Origin of the sequence: Streptomyces sp. NRRL F-5135, assembly GCF_000719775.1 — a bacterium.
Taxonomy (GTDB): Bacteria; Actinomycetota; Actinomycetes; order Streptomycetales; family Streptomycetaceae; genus Streptomyces; species Streptomyces hebeiensis.
In genome coordinates this window covers 124,664-144,848 of the sequence record NZ_JOHR01000019.1, presented here as the reverse complement: position 1 = coordinate 144,848, position 20,185 = coordinate 124,664, and the positions used below count along the sequence as shown (strand labels likewise).

The 20,185-nt window shown below is 70.7% G+C and carries 21 protein-coding genes; 17 read left to right on the top strand and 4 right to left on the bottom strand.

What is annotated here, in order from left to right:
* Positions 1 to 172 precede the first annotated feature (172 nt).
* A complete protein-coding gene (locus tag IG02_RS0129245) occupies positions 173 to 844 on the bottom strand; it encodes a response regulator (RefSeq protein ID WP_030754539.1) in 672 nt (223 codons plus the stop codon).
* A gap of 129 nt (positions 845 to 973) precedes the next feature.
* Positions 974 to 1,876 (bottom strand): RecB family exonuclease, encoded by a 903-nt coding sequence (locus IG02_RS0129240; RefSeq protein WP_420707802.1) that lies wholly within the window; start codon positions 1,874 to 1,876, stop codon positions 974 to 976.
* A gap of 157 nt (positions 1,877 to 2,033) precedes the next feature.
* Here IG02_RS0129240 and IG02_RS0129235 point away from each other — a divergent pair, with 157 nt between their 5' ends.
* The 3 genes from IG02_RS0129235 (at position 2,034) to IG02_RS0129225 (ending at position 5,136) form a co-directional block, all read left to right on the top strand.
* On the top strand, positions 2,034 to 3,281 hold the full coding sequence (locus IG02_RS0129235; protein ID WP_030754535.1) for a site-2 protease family protein: 1,248 nt from the start codon (positions 2,034 to 2,036) through the stop codon (positions 3,279 to 3,281).
* Positions 3,282 to 3,418: 137 nt separating this feature from the next.
* The gene (locus IG02_RS0129230; protein ID WP_030754532.1) at positions 3,419 to 4,315 is read left to right on the top strand and encodes a tRNA (adenine-N1)-methyltransferase; all 897 of its coding nucleotides are present in this window, start codon (positions 3,419 to 3,421) and stop codon (positions 4,313 to 4,315) included.
* A gap of 233 nt (positions 4,316 to 4,548) precedes the next feature.
* Positions 4,549 to 5,136 carry a hypothetical protein gene (locus IG02_RS0129225; protein WP_030754531.1) on the top strand — a complete coding sequence of 196 codons (588 nt, stop codon included), beginning with the start codon at positions 4,549 to 4,551 and terminating at the stop codon, positions 5,134 to 5,136.
* A 61-nt stretch (positions 5,137 to 5,197) separates the two neighbouring features.
* Here the strand turns inward: IG02_RS0129225 and IG02_RS0129220 are convergent, their stop codons facing one another.
* Positions 5,198 to 5,518 (bottom strand): ferredoxin, encoded by a 321-nt coding sequence (locus tag IG02_RS0129220; protein ID WP_030754530.1) that lies wholly within the window; start codon positions 5,516 to 5,518, stop codon positions 5,198 to 5,200.
* Between the two features lie 252 nt (positions 5,519 to 5,770).
* On the opposite strand from IG02_RS0129220, the gene arc reads away from it, so the two are divergent.
* The 5 genes from arc to prcA all read left to right on the top strand — a co-directional run bounded on the left by arc (position 5,771) and on the right by prcA (position 11,470).
* The gene (gene arc / locus IG02_RS0129215) at positions 5,771 to 7,537 is read left to right on the top strand and encodes a proteasome ATPase (RefSeq protein WP_030754529.1); all 1,767 of its coding nucleotides are present in this window, start codon (positions 5,771 to 5,773) and stop codon (positions 7,535 to 7,537) included.
* A gap of 251 nt (positions 7,538 to 7,788) precedes the next feature.
* Positions 7,789 to 9,300, top strand: coding sequence for a depupylase/deamidase Dop (gene dop, locus IG02_RS0129210; protein ID WP_344278716.1), 1,512 nt, complete (start codon positions 7,789 to 7,791; stop codon positions 9,298 to 9,300).
* A 144-nt stretch (positions 9,301 to 9,444) separates the two neighbouring features.
* Positions 9,445 to 9,663: a ubiquitin-like protein Pup gene (locus IG02_RS0129205; RefSeq protein ID WP_030754525.1), complete on the top strand. Its 219-nt coding sequence runs from the start codon at positions 9,445 to 9,447 to the stop codon at positions 9,661 to 9,663.
* Between the two features lie 144 nt (positions 9,664 to 9,807).
* Entirely contained in the window at positions 9,808 to 10,653 is an 846-nt protein-coding gene (prcB, locus tag IG02_RS0129200; RefSeq protein WP_030754523.1) for a proteasome subunit beta, read from the top strand.
* A 52-nt stretch (positions 10,654 to 10,705) separates the two neighbouring features.
* The gene (gene prcA, locus IG02_RS0129195; protein ID WP_037804598.1) at positions 10,706 to 11,470 is read left to right on the top strand and encodes a proteasome subunit alpha; all 765 of its coding nucleotides are present in this window, start codon (positions 10,706 to 10,708) and stop codon (positions 11,468 to 11,470) included.
* A gap of 69 nt (positions 11,471 to 11,539) precedes the next feature.
* Here the strand turns inward: prcA and IG02_RS0129190 are convergent, their stop codons facing one another.
* Positions 11,540 to 12,574: a LacI family DNA-binding transcriptional regulator gene (locus IG02_RS0129190; protein ID WP_030754519.1), complete on the bottom strand. Its 1,035-nt coding sequence runs from the start codon at positions 12,572 to 12,574 to the stop codon at positions 11,540 to 11,542.
* Between the two features lie 159 nt (positions 12,575 to 12,733).
* Here IG02_RS0129190 and IG02_RS0129180 point away from each other — a divergent pair, with 159 nt between their 5' ends.
* From IG02_RS0129180 to tatA, 9 genes are all read left to right on the top strand, one after another.
* Positions 12,734 to 14,002, top strand: a complete 1,269-nt coding sequence (locus IG02_RS0129180; protein WP_030754516.1) for an MFS transporter — start codon at positions 12,734 to 12,736, stop codon at positions 14,000 to 14,002.
* Between the two features lie 9 nt (positions 14,003 to 14,011).
* The gene (pafA, locus tag IG02_RS0129175; RefSeq protein ID WP_030754514.1) at positions 14,012 to 15,373 is read left to right on the top strand and encodes a Pup--protein ligase; all 1,362 of its coding nucleotides are present in this window, start codon (positions 14,012 to 14,014) and stop codon (positions 15,371 to 15,373) included.
* A 228-nt stretch (positions 15,374 to 15,601) separates the two neighbouring features.
* Positions 15,602 to 16,537, top strand: a complete 936-nt coding sequence (locus IG02_RS0129170) for an FKBP-type peptidyl-prolyl cis-trans isomerase (protein ID WP_030754512.1) — start codon at positions 15,602 to 15,604, stop codon at positions 16,535 to 16,537.
* A 43-nt stretch (positions 16,538 to 16,580) separates the two neighbouring features.
* Positions 16,581 to 16,955, top strand: coding sequence for an FKBP-type peptidyl-prolyl cis-trans isomerase (locus tag IG02_RS0129165; protein WP_030754509.1), 375 nt, complete (start codon positions 16,581 to 16,583; stop codon positions 16,953 to 16,955).
* Positions 16,956 to 17,141: 186 nt separating this feature from the next.
* On the top strand, positions 17,142 to 18,098 hold the full coding sequence (locus tag IG02_RS0129160) for a helix-turn-helix transcriptional regulator (RefSeq protein ID WP_030754507.1): 957 nt from the start codon (positions 17,142 to 17,144) through the stop codon (positions 18,096 to 18,098).
* Between the two features lie 19 nt (positions 18,099 to 18,117).
* A complete protein-coding gene (locus IG02_RS0129155) occupies positions 18,118 to 19,131 on the top strand; it encodes a helix-turn-helix transcriptional regulator (protein ID WP_030754505.1) in 1,014 nt (337 codons plus the stop codon).
* A 41-nt stretch (positions 19,132 to 19,172) separates the two neighbouring features.
* Complete coding sequence (locus IG02_RS0129150) at positions 19,173 to 19,424, top strand: hypothetical protein (RefSeq protein ID WP_420707801.1); 252 nt, start codon at positions 19,173 to 19,175, stop codon at positions 19,422 to 19,424.
* 9 nt (positions 19,425 to 19,433) lie between these two features.
* Positions 19,434 to 19,631, top strand: a complete 198-nt coding sequence (locus IG02_RS0129145; RefSeq protein ID WP_030754501.1) for a hypothetical protein — start codon at positions 19,434 to 19,436, stop codon at positions 19,629 to 19,631.
* A gap of 226 nt (positions 19,632 to 19,857) precedes the next feature.
* On the top strand, positions 19,858 to 20,148 hold the full coding sequence (gene tatA, locus IG02_RS0129140) for a Sec-independent protein translocase subunit TatA (protein ID WP_030754498.1): 291 nt from the start codon (positions 19,858 to 19,860) through the stop codon (positions 20,146 to 20,148).
* The last annotated feature ends 37 nt before the right edge of the window (positions 20,149 to 20,185 follow it).

Sequence of the window (20,185 nt, the reverse complement as noted above, 5' to 3'; positions counted from 1 at the left end):
GACGGCGGCTGTGAGGGCGACGGCTGCGCGTACGGCGCGAGCACCAGGGGCCGCGCGGAACACCTTCCGCCCGGCCCGGCCCGCGTACGCCGGCCCGGGGACCGGCGGCCCTGGGGGCCGACGCCGGGCGGGCGGAAGGCGTCCCCGGGCGGCCCCGCGCCGTGGCCTCGGCTTACTGGGCGCCGGGGCGCACCAGTCCGCTCTCGTACGCGTACACCGCCGCCTGCACCCGGTCGCGCAGCCCCAGCTTGGTCAGCACATGGCCCACGTGCGTCTTGACGGTGGTCTCGCTGACGAAGAGGTCCGCGGCGATCTCGGCGTTGGACAGGCCGCGGGCGACCAGCTTCAGCACCTCCATCTCGCGCTCCGTCAGCGAGTTCAGCGTGTCCGGCACCGGCTCCTCGCCGGAGGGCAGATGGTCCGCGTACTTGTCGAGCAGCCGGCGCGTGATGCTCGGGGCGAGCATCGCCTCGCCCGCCGCCACCACCCGGATGGCCTGCACCAGTTCGTGCGCGGGCGCGTCCTTGAGCAGGAAGCCGCTGGCCCCCGCGCGCAGCGCCTCCACCACGTACTCGTCGAGGTCGAAGGTCGTCAGGACCAGCACCTTCGCCGGGCCGTCCCGGCCGGGGCCGGTGATCTGACGCGTCGCCTCGACCCCGTCCATCCGCGGCATCCGGATGTCCATCAGCACCACATCGGGCTGGAGCGCGCGAACCTGGTCGATGGCCTGGAGGCCGTCCCCGGCCTCGCCGACGACCGCGATGTCCTGCTCCGCCTCCAGGATCATCCGGAACCCGGTGCGCAACAGCGGCTGGTCGTCGACCAGTAGGACGCGGACAGTCACGGGGAACTCCTTCACTAGACCGGCCCCATTCTGCCCTGCCCCCTTGTCCCGCCACCGAGCCGGGCAGGGGCGCCGCTCCGCTCCCTGCGACGCGCCGGCCGCGTCGTTTCCAGGCGCGCTCGAACGCGCTCAGGCCCCCTCGGGCGCCACCTCCGCCGGTGCGTCCGACGCCGACGCCGACGACCGGGCGGGCCCCGGGCTCGGCTCCGCCGCCGTACCCGGCGCCCGCGCGGAATCCGACGGGGACGAGAACGCCGGCTCCGCACGCTGGGCCGGCACCGTGAGCGGATACACCGGCGGAGTCCCGCCGAACTCGGGACAGAACGCCTGGTGGTCGCACCAGCCGCACAGCTTGGTGGGCCGGGGCCGCCAGTCGCCCGTCCGCGTGGCGTGGCTGATCGCCTCCCACAGGGCCAGCAGCTTGCGCTCCACCCGCTTCAGGTCCGCCTCCACCGGGTCGTACGTCACGACCTCGCCGCTGCCCAGGTAGACCAGCTGGAGCCGGCGCGGCACCACGCCCTTGAGCCGCCACACCACCAAGGCGTAGAACGTCATCTGGAACCGCGCGCCCTCCGCGTACTCAGGACGCGGGGCCTTGCCCGTCTTGTAGTCGACGATCCGGACCTCGCCCGTGGGCGCGACGTCCACCCGGTCGATCACCCCCCGCAGCCGCAGCCCCGACTCCAGCTCCGTCTCGACGAACAGCTCCCGCTCCACGGGCTCCAGGCGCGTCGGGTCCTCCAGCGAGAACCACCGCTCCACCAGCCGCTCGGCCTCGCCCAGCCACCGCGTCAACCGCTCGCCGCCGGGATCCTCCGCGAACAGCCCGGCCAACTCGGGACGTGACGCCAACAGCCGCTCCCACTGGCCCGGCACCAGCCCCCGTGCCCGCGGCGCCGTCCGCTCGCCGGCCGGGGCGTCGAACAGGCGCTCGAGCACGGCATGCACCAGCGTGCCGCGCGTCGCCGCCTCGCTCGGCTTCTCGGGCAGCTTGTCGATCACCCGGAACCGGTACAGCAGAGGGCACTGCATGAAGTCGCTCGCACGGGACGGCGACAGCGAAGTGGGCGGCTGGCTCGTACTCATGACGCCGACCCTACGGCCCGCCACCGACAGCCGGACGAATACCATCGACTGCAGAACCCCTCGCACCGCCTGGCCGAGCGGGTGACGCCGACGAAGGGAACCCGTGAACGAGGACGACGAGCGCGGCGAGAGCGGGAGGCCGCAGCCCGGCAAGGGGGACACGGGCCCCGGCTCGGACGGCAAGCCGCCGCGCCGTGAGGATCCCGGCGGTGGCATTCTCATGGGCCGCCCCTTCGGCGTGCCCGTCTACGTCGCCCCGAGCTGGTTCGTGGTGGCCGCGCTCATCACCTGGATCTTCGGCGGCCAGCTCGAGCGGGTGCTGCCGGAGCTGGGCAACCTGCGGTACCTGGTCTCCCTGTTCTTCGCGGTCGCCTTCTACGCCTCCGTCCTGGTGCACGAACTGGCCCACACGGTCGCCGCGCTGCGCTTCAAGCTGCCGGTGCGCCGCATCCAGCTCCAGTTCTTCGGCGGGGTCTCCGAGATCGAGAAGGAGTCCGAGAGCCCAGGCCGGGAATTCGTCCTGGCCTTCGTGGGACCGCTGCTCTCGCTGGTCCTCGCCGGCGTCTTCTACCTGGGCCTGCTGGCCGTCGAGGGCGGTACGGTCCCCGGCGTCCTGCTGGCCGGCCTGATGGTCTCCAATCTGATCGTCGCCGCCTTCAACCTGCTGCCCGGCCTGCCGCTGGACGGCGGCCGGATGCTGCGCGCCATCGTCTGGAAGATCACCGGCAAGCCGATGAGCGGTACCGTCGCCGCCGCCTGGGTCGGCCGCGCGCTGGCCGTCGCCGTGCTGATCGGTCTGCCGCTGCTCACCCGTACGGGCGCACTCGGCAGGTCCGCCGCGAACGCGAGCGCGATGGAGACGGTCACCGACGCGCTCCTCGCCGCGATCCTCGCGGCGATCATCTGGACCGGAGCGGGCAACAGCCTGCGGATGGCGCGGCTCCGCGAGCACCTGCCCGAACTCCGCGCCCGCGCGCTCACCCGCCGCGCGGTCCCGGTCGAGGCCGCGACGCCCCTGTCCGAGGCCCTGCGCCGCGCGAACGAGGCGGGCGCGCGCGCCCTGGTGGTCGTCGACGGCCAGGGCAACCCGACGGCCCTGGTCCGCGAGTCCGCCATCGTCGGCGTCCCCCAGCACCGCCGCCCCTGGGTCGCGGTGAGCACCCTGGCGCAGGACCTCACGGAGGGCATGAAGGTCCCCGCGGAACTGGCGGGCGAGGCGCTGCTGGAGCGCCTGCGGGCGAGCCCGGCCACGGAGTACCTGGTGCTGGAGGAGACGGGCGAGATCTACGGGGTGCTGTCGACGGCGGACGTGGAGAAGGCCTTCGTGGCGGCGATGGCCCGCCCGCAGTAGGCGGAGGCCCGCCCGCGGTGGACGGATACCTGCCCGCGGTGGACGGGGACCCGCCTGCCCCCGCGGTGGGCGGGCGGCGGACGGTGTGCGCGGGAACGGGCCGCCGGGCCGGGAATACGAACGGCTAAGCTGGGGGCATGTCCGAACCGACCGGTGCCGCCCGTCGTCGCGGCCCCTTCAAGGTCGGGGACCAGGTCCAGCTCACCGACCCCAAGGGACGTCACTACACCTTCACGCTCGAGGCCGGGAAGAACTTCCACACCCACAAAGGGTCCTTCCCCCACGACGAGCTGATCGGTGCTCCCGAGGGCAGTGTTGTCCGTACCACGGGAAACGTCGCCTACCTCGCGCTGCGCCCCCTGCTCCCCGACTATGTCCTGTCCATGCCCCGCGGTGCCGCCGTGGTCTACCCGAAGGACGCGGGCCAGATCCTGGCCTTCGCCGACATCTTTCCCGGCGCGCGCGTCGTCGAGGCGGGGGTGGGATCCGGGTCGCTCAGCAGCTTCCTGCTGCGCGTCATCGGTGACCAGGGCATGCTGCACTCCTACGAGCGCCGGCAGGACTTCGCCGACATCGCCCGCCAGAACGTCGAGCGCTACTTCGGCGAGCCGCACCCCGCCTGGCAGCTGACGGTCGGCGACCTCCAGGACAACCTGTCGGACACGGATGTCGACCGCGTGATCCTGGACATGCTGGCGCCCTGGGAGTGCGTCGAGGCGGTCTCCAAGGCACTGGTGCCCGGCGGCATCCTGTGCGCGTACGTCGCGACGACCACCCAGCTCGCGCGGACGGTCGAGACGATCAGGGAGTTCGGCACGTTCAACGAGCCGGCCGCCTGGGAGTCCATGATCCGCAACTGGCACGTGGAGGGCCTGGCCGTACGGCCGGACCACCGGATGATCGGGCACACCGGCTTCCTGGTGACCGCCCGCCGCCTCGCGGACGGTGTGGAGCCGCCGCTGCGCCGCCGTCGGCCCGCCAAGGGCGCGTACGGCGAGGACTACGAAGGGCCCGGCAGCGGATCACGCGGCTGACACCGACCCTCCTCTCCCGTCAACATCATGACGGCACCGCCCAGTTCGGCTCCCCCGAGCGGAACTGGGCGGTGCCGTTCTCACGTTGGGCTCAGGGCGCCTTTCACCGAGAGCGTCCGATCAAGGACCCTCTACGCACCCCGCTGTTCCGCGGCGCTGTGACGTGTGGCACCATGCTGTCCACCTCCCCCGCTGGCCATGTGCCGCCACCGCCTCCACAGGAGACACCTCGCGTGCAGATCTCCGACCTCCCGGACCTCGCGCACACCCGCCCCACCGCGATGCACTGGCTCGCCACGGCCACCGCCATGGCAGCCGTCGTCGCCCTCGCCGGTGTGCTGGAGCCGGACGCCGCCACGGCGTCCCAGTCGGCCGACCGCACGCTCAGAGCCACGGGCAAGGGAGGCGCGCCGCTGCCCGCCCCCGATCCCTCCGCCGTCGTCTTCCCGCTGGAGTGCGGCGGCGCGAGCACGGTCGTCACGCGCAAGGCGTCCGGAGATCTCGACGGGGACGGCAATCCCGAGACGGTGGCCGCGGTCCGCTGCGACGCGGGATCGGGCACGCCGCCCAGCGGCATGTACGTACTCACCAGGGGCGAGGAGAACGAACCCCGGGTCGTGGCGACACTGGTCGAGCCGAGGGACCAGCAGAGCGTGGGCCCCGGTCTCGTGGTGCGGGACGGGCGGATCCTGGCGACACTGCTGGGTTACTCGGGCTCCGACGTGCCGCGCTGCTGCCCCGATCAGGAGTTGCGGGTCGCCTGGCAGTGGCGGAACGGGGCGTTCGTCCGCGGCGAACAGCCCGCGGCGCGCGGCGTATGAGCGTCACCTCCCGTCACGCGCGGTGAGGCGACGGGTGCGGCCGTCGGGGCCGGGCGGCGGACTACTCCGCGTCGGGGCCGTAGACCTCGACCTTGTCCGATACGCGGCGTACGTGGATGCAGTCGCCCGGGCACTCCTTGGCGGAGTCGACGACCTCGGTCAGAAGGGGCAGTGGTACGCGCGTGGTCGCCCCCGGGTCCTGGAGCAGTTCGTCGTCCTCGCTCTTGACGTAGGCCAGACCGTCGATGTCCAGCTCGAAGACCTCGGGCGCGTACTGTGCGCAGATTCCGTCACCGGTGCACAGATCCTGATCGATCCAGACCTCAAGGGGGTCTCCGGTCCCGGTGGCGCCTTCGGCGGGGGCCTCCTGCTGCACGGTCATCTCTCCTGACCTTTCCTGCGTCGTGCGGCGTGGAATGACGTAAGTCATGCCAGCGCTGACGGGTGTTGAACGCTTCGACGATACAACCGGCAGCTTTCCGATGCCGCTGGGTGGGTATTCCCCTGGCGTGAGGGAGAGCGCAAGGGTGAAGATCGGACATACGCCGACAGTCTTTGTGATCTAGGGTTTCAATCATCACCCACCCAGGTAGGGTCAGGAAGCGTCCAGCTCCCCTTGGAGGAGGTGAGGACCGTGGCAGCACACGACGACGACATCAACCGCGGCATCCGGCCGGGGCGGGGGTCTGAAGACCCCGCGGGCCAGGTTGCCTATCTCGAGCAGGAAATCGCCGTCCTGCGACGCAAGCTCGCCGACTCTCCGCGGCACACGAGAATTCTCGAAGAGCGGATTGTCGAGCTGCAGACGAACCTGGCGGGCGTGTCCGCACAGAACGAGCGGCTCGCCAATACGCTCCGTGAGGCCCGCGACCAGATCGTGGCCCTCAAGGAAGAGGTCGACCGGCTGGCCCAGCCGCCGGCGGGCTTCGGCGTCTTCCTCCAGGCCAACGAGGACGAGACGGCCGACATCTTCACCGGCGGGCGCAAGCTCCGGGTGAACGTCAGCCCCGGCGTCGAGCTCGACGAGCTCAGGCGCGGCCAGGAGGTCATGCTCAACGAGGCGCTCAACGTGGTCGAGGCCATGGCGTACGAGCGCGCCGGGGACATCGTCACCCTGAAGGAGGTCCTGGAGGACGGCGAGCGAGCCCTGGTGATCGGGCACACCGATGAGGAGCGGGTGGTGCGGCTCGCCGAGCCCCTGCTGGACACCACCATCCGCCCCGGCGACGCCCTCCTGCTCGAACCCCGCTCCGGCTACGTCTACGAGGTGGTCCCCAAGAGCGAGGTCGAGGAGCTGGTCCTCGAAGAGGTCCCCGACGTCGACTACGACAAGATCGGCGGTCTGGGCGGCCAGATCGAGATGATCCGCGACGCGGTCGAGCTCCCGTACCTCCACCCGGACCTGTTCAAGGAGCACGAGCTGCGCCCGCCGAAGGGCATCCTGCTCTACGGCCCGCCCGGCTGCGGCAAGACGCTGATCGCCAAGGCGGTCGCCAACTCCCTCGCCAAGAAGGTCGCGGAAGTGACCGGCAGGCCCGCGGGGAAGAGCTACTTCCTGAACATCAAGGGCCCGGAGCTCCTGAACAAGTACGTCGGGGAGACCGAGCGCCACATCCGCCTGGTCTTCCAGCGGGCCCGGGAGAAGGCGAGCGAGGGCACCCCCGTCATCGTCTTCTTCGACGAGATGGAGTCGCTCTTCCGCACCCGTGGCTCCGGTGTGAGCTCGGACGTGGAGAACACGATCGTTCCCCAGCTGCTCGCCGAGATCGACGGCGTGGAGGGCCTGGAGAACGTCATCGTGATCGGCGCGTCCAACCGCGAGGACATGATCGACCCCGCGATCCTGCGGCCCGGCCGGCTCGATGTGAAGATCAAGATCGAGCGTCCGGACGCGGAGGCCGCGAAGGACATCTTCGCGAAGTACCTCACGCCTTCTCTGCCGCTGCACGTGGACGACCTCTCCGAGCACAATGGATCGAAGGAAGCCGCGACGCTGGGCATGATCCAGTCCGTCGTGGAGCAGATGTACGCGGAGTCCGAGGAGAACCGCTTCCTGGAGGTCACCTACGCCAACGGTGACAAGGAAGTTCTCTACTTCAAGGACTTCAACTCCGGCGCGATGATCCAGAACATCGTCGACCGGGCGAAGAAGATGGCCATCAAGGCCTTCCTCGACCACAACCAGAAGGGTCTTCGGGTCTCCCACCTCCTCCAGGCGTGCGTGGACGAGTTCAAGGAGAACGAGGACCTGCCGAACACCACCAACCCGGACGACTGGGCCCGTATCTCCGGCAAGAAGGGCGAGCGGATCGTCTTCATCCGCACCCTGGTGACCGGGAAGCAGGGCGCGGACACCGGGCGCTCCATCGACACGGTGGCGAACACCGGGCAGTACCTGTAGAGCGCGGACCGGCTGCGGGTGTCCGGGAGGGCATCCGCAGCCGGTTGCTTTCCCGCACCACTCACCCCACGGGCCGACCACCACACCAGGCCAATGACGGAAATGATCTCCCCAGCGGCGCAGAGGCGTTCTAGGCTCTTCCGTACCGCCGCGTCGCGCAGTGCGGGGCCGGGCACCGTACACGCACCGGAGCACCAGCGGTACTTGAGCGCCGCTCCCGGAGGGGAGCGCCGCCGGGCAAGGAGGGCCGCATGACCGTACGGCGAGTAATGGGCATCGAGACGGAGTACGGGATCTCCGTTCCCGGCCACCCGAACGCCAATGCCATGCTCACCTCGTCCCAGATCGTCAACGCCTACGCGGCCGCGATGCACCGGGCGCGGCGCGCACGCTGGGACTTCGAGGAGGAGAACCCGCTGCGGGACGCCCGCGGCTTCGACCTCGCCCGGGAGACGGCCGACGCCAGTCAGCTCACCGACGAGGACATCGGCCTGGCCAATGTGATCCTCACGAACGGCGCGCGGCTGTACGTGGACCATGCCCACCCGGAGTACAGCTCTCCGGAAATCACCAACCCGCGGGACGCGGTCCTCTGGGACAAGGCCGGCGAGCGCGTGATGGCGGAGGCCGCCGAGCGGGCCGCCCAGCTGCCGGGCGCCCAGCCGATCCACCTGTACAAGAACAACACCGACAACAAGGGCGCGTCCTACGGCACGCACGAGAACTACCTGATGAAGCGGGAGACGCCGTTCTCGGACATCGTGCGCCACCTGACGCCGTTCTTCGTCTCCCGCCAGGTGATCACCGGCGCCGGCCGGGTCGGCATCGGCCAGGACGGCCACGAGCACGGCTTCCAGATCAGCCAGCGCGCGGACTACTTCGAGGTCGAGGTGGGTCTGGAGACGACCCTCAAGCGGCCCATCATCAACACCCGCGACGAACCGCACTCGGACGCCGAGAAGTACCGTCGGCTCCACGTGATCATCGGCGACGCGAACCTGTCGGAGATCTCCACCTACCTCAAGCTCGGCACGACCGCGCTCGTCCTGTCCATGATCGAGGACGGCTTCATCAACGTCGACCTGGCCGTGGACCAGCCGGTCCGCACGCTGCACCAGGTCTCGCACGACCCTTCGCTGGCCCAGCTGGTCACGCTCCGCAGCGGCCGGACACTCACCGCGGTCCAGCTTCAGATGGAGTACTACGAACTGGCCAGGAAGTACGTGGAGGAACGGTACGGCGTCGACGCGGACGAGCAGACCAAGGACGTCCTCGGGCGCTGGGAGGACACGCTGAGCCGGCTGGAGAGCGACCCGATGAGCCTGTCGGGGGAGCTGGACTGGGTCGCCAAGCGGGAGCTCCTGGAGGGCTACCGCCGCCGTGACGGCCTGGACTGGGACGCGGCCCGGCTGCACCTCGTGGACCTCCAGTACGCCGACGTACGGCCCGACAAGGGCCTCTACAACCGGCTGGCGTCCCGCGGCAAGATGCGGCGGCTCCTGGACGAGCAGGACGTCGAGCGGGCCAGGACCCGGCCCCCGGAGGACACGCGGGCCTACTTCCGCGGCCGCTGCCTGGAGCAGTACGCGGACGACGTGGCCGCGGCCTCCTGGGACTCGGTCATCTTCGACCTGCCGGGCCGCGACTCGCTGCAACGGGTGCCCACCCTGGAACCGCTGCGGGGGACCCGTAATCACGTCAAGGAACTCCTCGACCGGTGCCGCACCGCCGAGGACCTGGTACGGGTGCTGTCCGGAGGCTGATCCACGGCTGAAAGGGGCCGGGCCCGGGAATGATCGGGGTGGTGCCCGGACGTTGGGCAAGTACGGGGCCGATGTCCGACCCTCCTTGTAGGGTCGGATCTTGCAGGTCACATCGAGCTGGGCGAACCGAGCGGGGTGAGGGTTATGGCGACCAAGGACACCGGCGGCGGACAGCAGAAGGCGACGCGTTCCACCGAGGAGACCGAGGAGCAGGCGCAGGAGGCGCAGGCGTCCGAGGACCTCAAGGAGCGCCAGGAGAAGCTGTCGGACGACGTGGACTCCGTCCTGGACGAGATCGACGACGTGCTCGAGGAGAACGCCGAGGACTTCGTGAGGTCCTTCGTCCAAAAGGGCGGCCAGTAGCGATGGTCGTCCGCCCCGGTCCGCCCGGCGAAAGCCCGGGGGACCGGGGCGGATGACGCGCGACGGCGCGGGTAAGGTCCGTGCACAGTTTCGTGAAATCGGCCCGGCCCCAGGGGCGGGCCGCCGCCCACCGGAAGGAAACGTGTGGAAGCCAATCCTCGTAGCACCGGGCGTCTGCCGGCAGCCTTCCTGACGCCCGGCTCGTCCTCGTTCATGGACTTCCTGTCCGACCACTCGCCGGAGCTGCTGCCCGGGAAGCGCACCCTGCCGCCCGTGCAGGGCGCCATCGAGGCGCCGCACGGGACGACGATCGTCGCGGCCTCGTTCCCCGGCGGAGTGGTGCTGGCCGGTGACCGGCGGGCCACGATGGGGAACATGATCGCGCAGCGCGACATCGAGAAGGTCTTCCCGGCCGACGAGTACTCGGCCGTGGGTATCGCGGGCACCGCCGGGCTCGCCGTGGAGATGGTCAAGCTCTTCCAGCTGGAGCTGGAGCACTTCGAGAAGGTCGAAGGGGTGCAGCTCTCCCTGGAGGGCAAGGCCAACCGGCTCTCCACGATGATCCGCAGCAATCTGGCCATGGCCATGCAGGGCCTGGCGGTCGTCCCGCTCTTCGCGGGCTGGGACGTGGACCGGCAGAAGGGCCGCATCTTCTCGTACGACGTGACGGGCGGCCGTTCCGAGGAGCAGGGCTTCGCGTCCACCGGCTCGGGATCGATCTTCGCCCGGGGAGCGATGAAGAAGCTCTTCCGTGAGGACCTGTCCGAGGAGCAGGCCATCACCCTGGTCGTGCAGGCGCTCTACGACGCGGCGGACGACGACTCGGCGACGGGCGGCCCGGACGTGGCCCGCCAGATCTACCCGATCGTCACCGTGATCACCGACGAGGGGTTCCGGAAGCTGGGCGACGACGAGTCCGCCGGGATCGCCCGCTCGATCCTGGAGCGCCGCCTGGAGCAGCCCGACGGCCCACGCGCCGCGCTGCTGTGACGCCGTCCTTTCCCGTATACCGATGCCACTGACAGAAAGGGACGGATAGCCGGTGTCGACGCCGTTCTATGTCTCACCCCAGCAGGCCATGGCCGACCGGGCGGAGTACGCCCGCAAGGGCATCGCCCGTGGCCGGAGCCTGGTCGTGCTCCAGTACGCCGACGGCATCGTGTTCGTCGGCGAGAACCCGTCCCGCGCCCTGCACAAGTTCAGCGAGATCTACGACCGGATCGGCTTCGCGGCCGCCGGGAAGTACAACGAGTACGAGAACCTGCGCATCGGCGGCGTCCGCTACGCCGACCTGCGCGGATACACCTACGACCGGGACGACGTCACGGCCCGGGGGCTGGCCAACGTCTACGCCCAGACTCTGGGCACGATCTTCTCCAGCGCCGGCGAGAAGCCGTACGAGGTGGAGCTGGTCGTCGCCGAGGTCGGGGCCACGCCCGACGGCGACCAGATCTACCGGCTGCCGCACGACGGCTCCATCGTGGACGAGCACGGCTCGGTCGCGGTCGGGGGCAACGCGGAGCAGATCAGCACCTTCCTCGACCAGCGGCACCGCGACGGCATGTCGCTGGCGGAGGCGTTGAAGCTGGCCGTCCAGGCCCTGTCCCGGGACACCAACGGCGGCGAGCGGGAAATCCCCGCCGAGCGCCTGGAGGTCGCGATCCTGGACCGGACGCGGCCACAGCAGCGCAAGTTCAAGCGCATCGTCGGCCGGCAGCTGGCCCGGCTGCTCGAGGCGGACGGGGCGGCCTCGACCCCGACGGACGCCCCTTCCGACGAGGAGGAGCCGGACGACTCCGAGAAGTAGCGGGAGCCGCCCCTTCAGGGCGGCGACCGCGCCCCGGGCCGTCGACGCACGGCCCGGGGCGCGCCCGTGTCAGTCGTCCTCCGGCGGCGGGGGCGCCGTGGAGGCCCGGAGGACCAGCGTGACCGGGAGGGGGGCGCCCGGGGGCGGGATCCGGCCGTCCAGGACCGTCAGCAGGGCGGTCATGCCGCGCTCGCCCACCCGCTCGGCCGGCAGGCCGACCGTCGTCAACTCCGGTTCCACCGCCCGCGCCAGCGCCAGGTCGTCGAAGCCGGTGACGGAAACGTCCCGCGGCACCCGCAGGCCGAGTCCGCGCACCGCCTTGCAGGCGCCCGCGGCCAGGACGTCGCCGTCGCAGATCAGCGCGGTGGGCCGGGGGCCGGGACCGGTCAGGGCGCGTTCGGCTGCGGCCCGGCCGGCCTCCACTTCCAGCGGCGCGGACACCGTCGTCACGGTCGTGTCCGGAGCGGTCCGTACGACCTCGGCGATCGCCCGCGCCCGTACGTCGAAGGTCCAGGAGGGGACGGCCGACGCGAGATGGACCATCCTCCGGTGGCCGAGGTCCAGCAGGTGCCGCGTCACCTGGCGCATACCGTCCTCGATGTCCACATTCACCCGTGCGGCGGGTCCCGGCGCCGCCGGATCGCTGTCGAGCATCACCAGGGGCAGATCCGCGCCGTCGGCACCCCGGAACGCGTCGAGCGCTTCGGCCGCCATCGAGGACGCGATCACCCCGTCCAGCGCGTGCCGGGCCGAGGCGAAGGGGTCGCTGGCCGGGCCCGTTCCGGCCGGGGAGGGGTAGAGGAGCACACCGACCCCGTGCTCGGCGGCCACCCCGGCCGCGCCCGTGTAGACGCGGGCGAAGAACTCGTTGGTGAGCGCGGGCACGACCAGCAGAACGGTCCTGGTCCGGCCCAGCCGCAGATTGCGGGCGGCCAGGTTCGGCCGGTAGCCGAGCGTCCGCGCGGCCTCCCGCACCAGGGCCGCGGTCCGCTCCGAGACGCGGCCCCGCCACTTGTCGCCGAGCACGAGGGAGACCGTGGCCTGGGACACGCCCGCGGTCCTGGCCACGTCCCTGCTGGTGGGCCTGGCGGGCCGCTCCGTCATCGCGCCGTACTCCGTCGTGTCGGTCGAACTCGTGCGCCGCGGCGTCATGGTGGACCCGCGGACTGCGCACATGGTACGTATGACCCTGGACGTTATACGTAACACGTGAGGGCCGGGGACCACGGCACGGCCGGAGAACACGTGAAGAGGGGGCGGGACATGGCCGCGGGAGCGACCGGTTACGGGGACATCCTCAAGGCGCCGCACGCCGTGCGGCTGCTCGTCGGCACACTCGTGGGGAGGCTGCCCAACGCCACGGGTCACATCGCGATCGTGATGTTCACGCGCGCCGAAGGCGGCAGTTACACCCTCGCGGGCGCGCTGGCGGCCGTGTACGGCATCGCCACGGCGGTCGGCCAGCCCCTGCTCGGCCGCGCCGTCGACCTCTTCGGCCAGCCCCGGGTGCAGCTCCCGGCGGCCGTGGTCTCCGCGCTCGGCATGGTCCTGCTCACCGTTTCCGGTACGGACGTCCTGCCGCTCGCCTACGCCGCCGTGGCCGTGGCGGGGCTGTTCACGCCCCCGCTGGAGGGCGGGCTGCGGGCGCTGTGGCCGAGCGTCCTCGGCGGCGAGGACCGGGTGCACCGCGCGTACGCGCTGGACGCCGTGGCCCAGGAGGTGATGTTCACACTCGGGCCGCTGCTGGTCACCCTGCTGGTCGCGGTCCAGTCCCCGGCCGCCGCCCTGCTCGTCGTCAACGCGCTCGGCGTGCTCGGCGCGCTCTCCGTCGTCGTGTCCCGTCCGTCGCGCGCCTGGCGCTCCGCGCCCCGCGAGGCGCACTGGCTGGGCGCGCTGCGCTCACCGGGGCTGCTCGCCCTGCTGGCCGCGTTCCTCTTCGTCGGGCTGGCCCTCGGCTCGATCACGGTCGCCGGGGTCGCGTACGCCGACGACCACGGCCGGGAGTCCGTCTACGGCTGGCTGATGGCGGCGCTCGGGCTGGGCGCGCTGGTGGGCGGCGCGGTCTACGGGGCCCGGCAGTGGTCGGACGCCCCCGAGCGCCGGCTGCGTGTCATCGTCGCCCTGCTCGCCCTGTGCTACCTGCCGCTGACGCTCACCCCGGGTGTCGTCGCCATGACCGCTCTGGCCGCCCTCGCCGGACTCTTCCTGGCGCCCGCGCTCGCCTGCGCCTTCGTCGTCGTGGACCGGCACGCGCCCCGAGGCACCGTCACCGAGGCGTTCTCCTGGCTCGTGACGACCTTCGGTGTGGGCGCGGCCCTGGGAACGGGCGTGGCGGGCCCCGCCGTAGAGCTCGGCGGCACGGCCGCGAGTTTCGCCGTGGCCGGGGCCGGGGGAGTGGCCGCGTCGTTGGTGCTGCTGGTGACACAGGGGGTTCTCGGTGCTCCCGAGCATCCCGCGGACGTGCCGCCCGGAACGGAAAATGATCGAAGCGGGGCGGCCGAACCCGGTTTCAGCTCAGGCCATCAGGCGTAATGTTCAGACATGGACCGCCGCATTTTCGGGCTGGAGAACGAGTACGGCGTCACGTGCACGTTCAGGGGACAGCGCCGACTGTCACCTGACGAAGTGGCGCGCTACCTCTTCCGCCGTGTCGTCTCATGGGGCCGCAGCAGCAATGTCTTCCTGCGGAACGGCGCCCGTCTGTACCTCGACGTGGGCTCACATCCGGAATACGCGACCCCCGAATGTGACAACGTGACCGAGCTGGTCACCCACGACAAGGCCGGCGAGCGCATTCTCGAGGGCTTGCTCGTCGACGCAGAGCGCCGCCTGCACGAGGAGGGAATCGCGGGCGACGTCTATCTCTTCAAGAACAACACCGACTCGGCGGGAAACTCCTACGGCTGCCACGAGAACTATCTGGTGGCCCGGCACGGCGAGTTCTCGCGGCTGGCGGACATCCTGATCCCCTTCCTCGTCACGCGACAGCTGCTCTGCGGCGCCGGCAAGGTGCTCCAGACCCCGCGCGGTGCCGTCTACTGCGTCAGCCAGCGAGCCGAGCACATCTGGGAGGGTGTCAGCTCCGCCACCACCCGCTCACGGCCGATCATCAACACCCGCGACGAACCGCACGCCGACGCGGAGCGCTACCGCCGCCTGCACGTCATCGTCGGCGACTCGAACATGTCCGAGACGACCATGCTGCTCAAGGTCGGCGCCACGGATCTCGTGCTCCGGATGATCGAGGCCGGCACGGTCATGCGCGACCTCACGCTGGAGAATCCGATCCGCGCCATCCGCGAGGTCAGCCATGACCTGACGGGGCGGCGCAAGGTACGCCTGGCGAGCGGCCGGGAGGCCTCCGCCCTGGAGGTCCAGCGGGAGTACTACGAGAAGGCGGTGGACTTCGTCGAGCGCCGGGGCATCCGCACCGGCACCGTCGAGAAGGTCCTGGAGCTGTGGGGCCGCACGCTCGAGGCGATCGAGCAGGAGGATCTCGACCGTATCGCCACCGAGATCGACTGGGTGATGAAATACCAGCTCATCGAGCGGTACCGGGCCAAGCACAACATGACCATGTCGCATCCGAGGGTCGCGCAGATAGACCTCGCCTACCACGACATCCACCGTCGCCGCGGCCTGTATTACCTGCTGGAGAAAAAGGGGCAGGCCACCCGCATCTGCAATGACCTGAAGATCTTCGAGGGGAAGTCGGTTCCCCCGCAGACCACGCGGGCGCGGCTGCGCGGCGATTTCATCCGCCGCGCCCAGGAACAGCGGCGGGACTTCACCGTCGACTGGGTGCACCTCAAACTCAATGACCAGGCACAGCGCACGGTGCTCTGCAAGGACCCGTTCCGTTCGGTGGACGACCGGGTGGAAAAACTGATCGCCGGTATGTGAGCCGGTGAAGCGGTGGATCCGGTGGACGGGCGGCGCACGGGCAGTGAACGGGCCGCGCGCGGCCCGTGAATGAGCGGCCGGCGAGCCGGCACGGGACACCGTCCTCCCGGCCGGAACGTGACACGCAGTGGTGGAATGCGGCCAGGGCCCCGTCGTATCGCGGACGGGGCCCTCGTCACGCCCTAGAGTGGCGGGCGACTACTGTGCCGTCTGAGATCTGAGGAACACGTGCGCCGACTTGCCGGCCTGATCGTCGTCCCCTTGCTGCTGCTGTCGACAGCGGCCTGCGGTGACGAGAAGGGCTCCGAATCCACCTCGTCCAAGAGCGGACTCCCAGCCGTCACCGCGGGCGAGAAGTTCGGTGAGAAACCGACCCTCGACAAGGGGGAGGGGAACCCGCCGAAGAAGCTGACGGTCGACGTCCTCAAGAAGGGCGACGGCGCCACGGTCAAGAGCGGCGATGCCGTCCAGGTCAACTACCTGGGCCAGAGCTGGGACTCCGTCAAGCCGTTCGACAACAGCTTCGACCGCAAGCAGCCGTTCGACCTGACCCTCGGCGCCGGCATGGTCATCAAGGGCTGGGACCAGGGCCTGGAGGGCCAGAAGGTCGGCAGCCGGGTCGAGCTGGGCATCCCCCCGGAGCTCGGCTACGGTTCCCAGGGGCAGGGTGACATCAAGCCCAACGCCACGCTCGTGTTCGTCGTCGACATCCTGAAGTCGACCCAGGTCCCCAAGTCCGCCAAGGGCACCGAGGTCCCGCAGAGCGACGCCGCCCTGCCGAAGGTCGGGACGAACACCGACGGCAAGGAGCCGGAGGTGACGATCCCGAAGACCGACCCGCCGAAGAAGCTGGTCTCGAACTACGTGCTGGAGGGCACGGGCGAGCCGGTCAAGGCGACGGACACGGTCGTCCTCAACTACACGGCGTACATCTGGAACGACCGTAAGCAGTTCGACAGCACGTACAAGACGGGCCGTACGGCCACCTTCCCGCTGCCGCAGCTGACCCTGAAGGGTCTCAAGGCCGGCGTCGTGGACAAGAAGGTGGGCAGCAGGGTGCTCCTGGTACTCCCGCCCGACCAGGCGTTCGGCGACCAGGAGCAGCAGGGCATTCCGAAGAACTCCACACTGGTGTTCGCGGTGGACATCCTTGCGAAGGTGTAAGACTGTCCCGGTTGCCCCGTTCATCATTTAGAGGAGCAGTTCAGTGAGCATCGACAAGCCCGAGGTCGACTTCCCGGGCGGCGAACCGCCGGCCGATCTGGAGATCAAGGACATCACCGAGGGCACCGGCCCGGAGGCCAAGGCGGGCGACACCGTCTCCGTCCACTACGTGGGCGTCTCCTTCTCCACCGGCGAGGAGTTCGACGCGTCCTGGAACCGGGGCACGCCGCTCCAGTTCCAGCTGGGCGCCGGCCAGGTCATCCCTGGCTGGGACCGGGGCGTGCAGGGGATGAAGGTCGGCGGCCGGCGCCAGCTGACCATCCCGGCGCACCTCGCGTACGGCGACCGCGGCGCGGGTGGCGGCCGGATCGCGCCGGGCGAGACGCTGATCTTCGTCTGTGACCTGATCTCCGTCTGACCGGACAGTCGGACCTCCGAGGGCCTCCGCCGGCCGGCGGAGGCCCTCGAGTCCGTCCGGACGCCGGGTACGTACGCGGGCCGGCACCGGGCGGGTGTACGAGGGGCTCGGCTTTTGCCGCGCCACCCCGGGGCGGTACGGTCAGGCGGGCGGGTGCGGCACGATCAAGTGGGGTGTAGGGCGTCGATGGCGATTGCCAAGGCCGAGCGGCTGATGAACCTTGCGCTGTGTCTACTGGGCACCCGGCGCCCCCTCAGCAAGCGTGAGCTGCGTGGCTCCATCGAGGCGTACCTGGAGGCCGGCGGCGACGACTCGTTCAACCGTATGTTCGAGCGGGACAAGGAAGACCTGCGCGAACTCGGCCTGATCATCGACACGGTGGAGAACCTCGACGGCGAGACCGGGTACCTCGCCCGCCGCGACAGCAACCGGCTGCCCGCCATCACGCTCGACGCCGAGGAGGCCGCCGCCCTCGGTCTGGCGGCCAAGGTCTGGCAGCAGGCCCGGCTCGCCGGCGCCGCCAGCGGCGCCCTCCAGAAACTGCGCGCCGCCGGGATGCCGGAGGCGGAGGACGCGTACGAGGTCCACCACAGCGCCCTCGAGCCGCGGATCCCCGTCCACGAGGCCGCTTTCGAACCGCTGATGCTCGCCTGCCGCGACCGGCGCCCCGTCGTCTTCGACTACCGCAAGGCCAACGCCGCCCGGCCCGAGCAGCGCCACGTGGAGCCCTGGACCCTGGAGTGCTGGCGGGGCCACTGGTACCTCGCCGGGTGGGACCGGGACCGGGGCGCCGAGCGCGTCTTCAGGCTCTCCCGGATCACCGGCAGGGTCCGCTCCCGTGCCGGGGTCTTCAGCGCGCCCGTACCCGATGTCGTCACGGTACGGGAGACCGTGGAGAGCTGGGCGGGGGAGAGCGCCACCCGCTCCGCGCTGATCAAGCTGCGCTCCGGCTGCGGCTACCCGCTGCGCGCCAAGGCGCTCTCGTCGCGGGCGCTGGGCGACGGCTGGGACGAGCTGGAGATCCCCTACGGCCACGGCCTGGACGCCTGGCTCGTGGAGTTCGGCCCGGACGTGGTCGTAGTGGAACCCGCGGACCTGCGGGCCGATGTGGTGGAGCGGCTGCGCGCCGTGGCCAAGGGCTGAGGGGGGCTCGTAACACACCATGGCAGTCAACGCGATCGACCAGACCCGTCGGATGCTCTCGCTGGTGACGTACCTGCGGGAGCGGCCGGGCGCCCATGTCAGCGATGTGGCCCGCGCCTTCGGGATCAGCGAGGACGAGCTGATCTCGGACCTCGACGTCCTGCCCATGTGCGGGACCAGCTTCCGGGGCGGTGACCTGCTCGACATCGACACCGACGGCGACCGCATCTGGTGGCACAACCCGGACGACGTCGCCGAGCCGCTGCGGCTCGCCGCCGACGAGGCGACGGCGCTGCTGGTCGCGGCCCGCGCCGTCGCCACCCTGCCGGGGCTGCGCGAGGGGGACCGGCAGGCGCTGCTGCGCGCCACCGCGAAGCTGGAGAACGCGGCCGGGGAGGCCGCCGGGGCGAGCTCCCGCCTCTCGGTGACCTTCGAGGCCGAGGGCGGGGTGTTCGCGGAGGTCGACCGGGCCATCTCGGAGCGGCGTCGGCTGTGGCTGCGCTACTACTCGCCGGCGCGTGACGAGCTGACGGAGCGCGAGGTCGACCCGATCCGGCTGTTCGCCGTGGGGCGCACCTATATGGAGGCGTGGTGCCGGCTCTCCGAGGACCGGCGTACGTTCCGGCTCGACCGGGTCGCGGCGATCCGGCTGCTCGACGAGCCGGCCGCGCCGCCGGAGCTGGAGCTCAGGGACCTGTCGGAGGGGCTGGTACAGCCGTCGGCGGAGGACCCCGAGGTGGTGGTGGAGGTCGGGCCGGGCGGACGCTGGGTCGCCGAGTACTACGCGCACGACAGCGCGGTCGAACTCCCCGACGGCGGGCTCCGGATCACACTGCGCGCCTCCGCGCCGGCTCTGCTGCGCAGGCTCGCGCTGCGGCTCGGCGCGGACGGACGGATCCTCTCCCCGCCGGAACTGGCGGAAAGCGCCCGGCTGGCGGCCGTCGAGGCGCTCGCGGCCTATGAGGTCCAGGACGGCCACGACGGCTATGACGGCCGTGGCCCCGACGGCCACGGCTACGACGGCCACGAGTGAACGGCCGCTGAGGACAAGGAGAGCCAAGGAATATGTCGACGATGTCTGATGTGTCCGGTTTCTCGACCATTGCTCCTGTCTTCTTCAAGGCAGCCTGCCCCGAGTGCAGAGCCCGCTTCGAACTCTCCGCCGGGGCACTGCGGCTGGCCATCGGCGCCAGCCGGAGCACCACGTTCTACACGTTCACCTGCCCCGAGTGCGAAGCACCGGTACGCAAGCCGGCGGGGGAGCGCATCATCGAACTCCTCACCGGCGGCGGGGTGCGGACGCTGCGCCTCCACTCCACGGTCTAGGCTCTGCCCATGTTCTGGCCCATGCTCGCCATCGCCCTGGGTTTCTGCGGGATAGCCGTGCTCGGCGTGCTCGCGATCCGCGTCTTCATCGAGGCCCAGCGGCTCGGCCGCCAGGTGGCCGCCACCACGGACCGGATCAACCGGGCCGCCGAGGACCTGGAGCGGTCGGCCACCCGGTTGGCGGCGACGGGGGACGCGCTGCGTTGAAGGCGGCGTCAGAGGCGTACGGAGGCGCTCTCCTCCGGAAAGCCGACGGCGGGTACCCTGACGATCGTGGCCTGACGAGGGGCCGCCGGACGCCGCCGGGAGTACGCACAGGGATTGCCTCACGTTTACCCCTGCGGGTTACGATCGCGTTCGGCACCAATGCCGGGCGTGGGTCCGGTGTCTACGGGAAGCCCCACCCGCCGTCTCAGTGAGAAGGAAGTCCCACATGATCGGCAACCTGAAGCCGCTCGAGATCGTTCTGATCATCGCCGTCATCCTGCTGCTGTTCGGCGCCAAGAAGCTTCCCGACATGGCGCGCTCGCTCGGCAAGTCGGCCCGGATCCTCAAGAGTGAGGCCAAGGCCATGAAGAAGGACGACGAGAAGTCGGCCCCTGCCGGCGAGCAGCCCGCCGACACGAGCGCCCAGCAGGCCACGCACCGCACGATCCAGGCGTCCCCGGGCGATGTGACCAGCTCCCGCCCGGTCGGCGAGCCGAACCGCACCGCGCAGAGCTGACCCGGGCCGCTCGGACGGCCGGGACCGGTGTACGGTC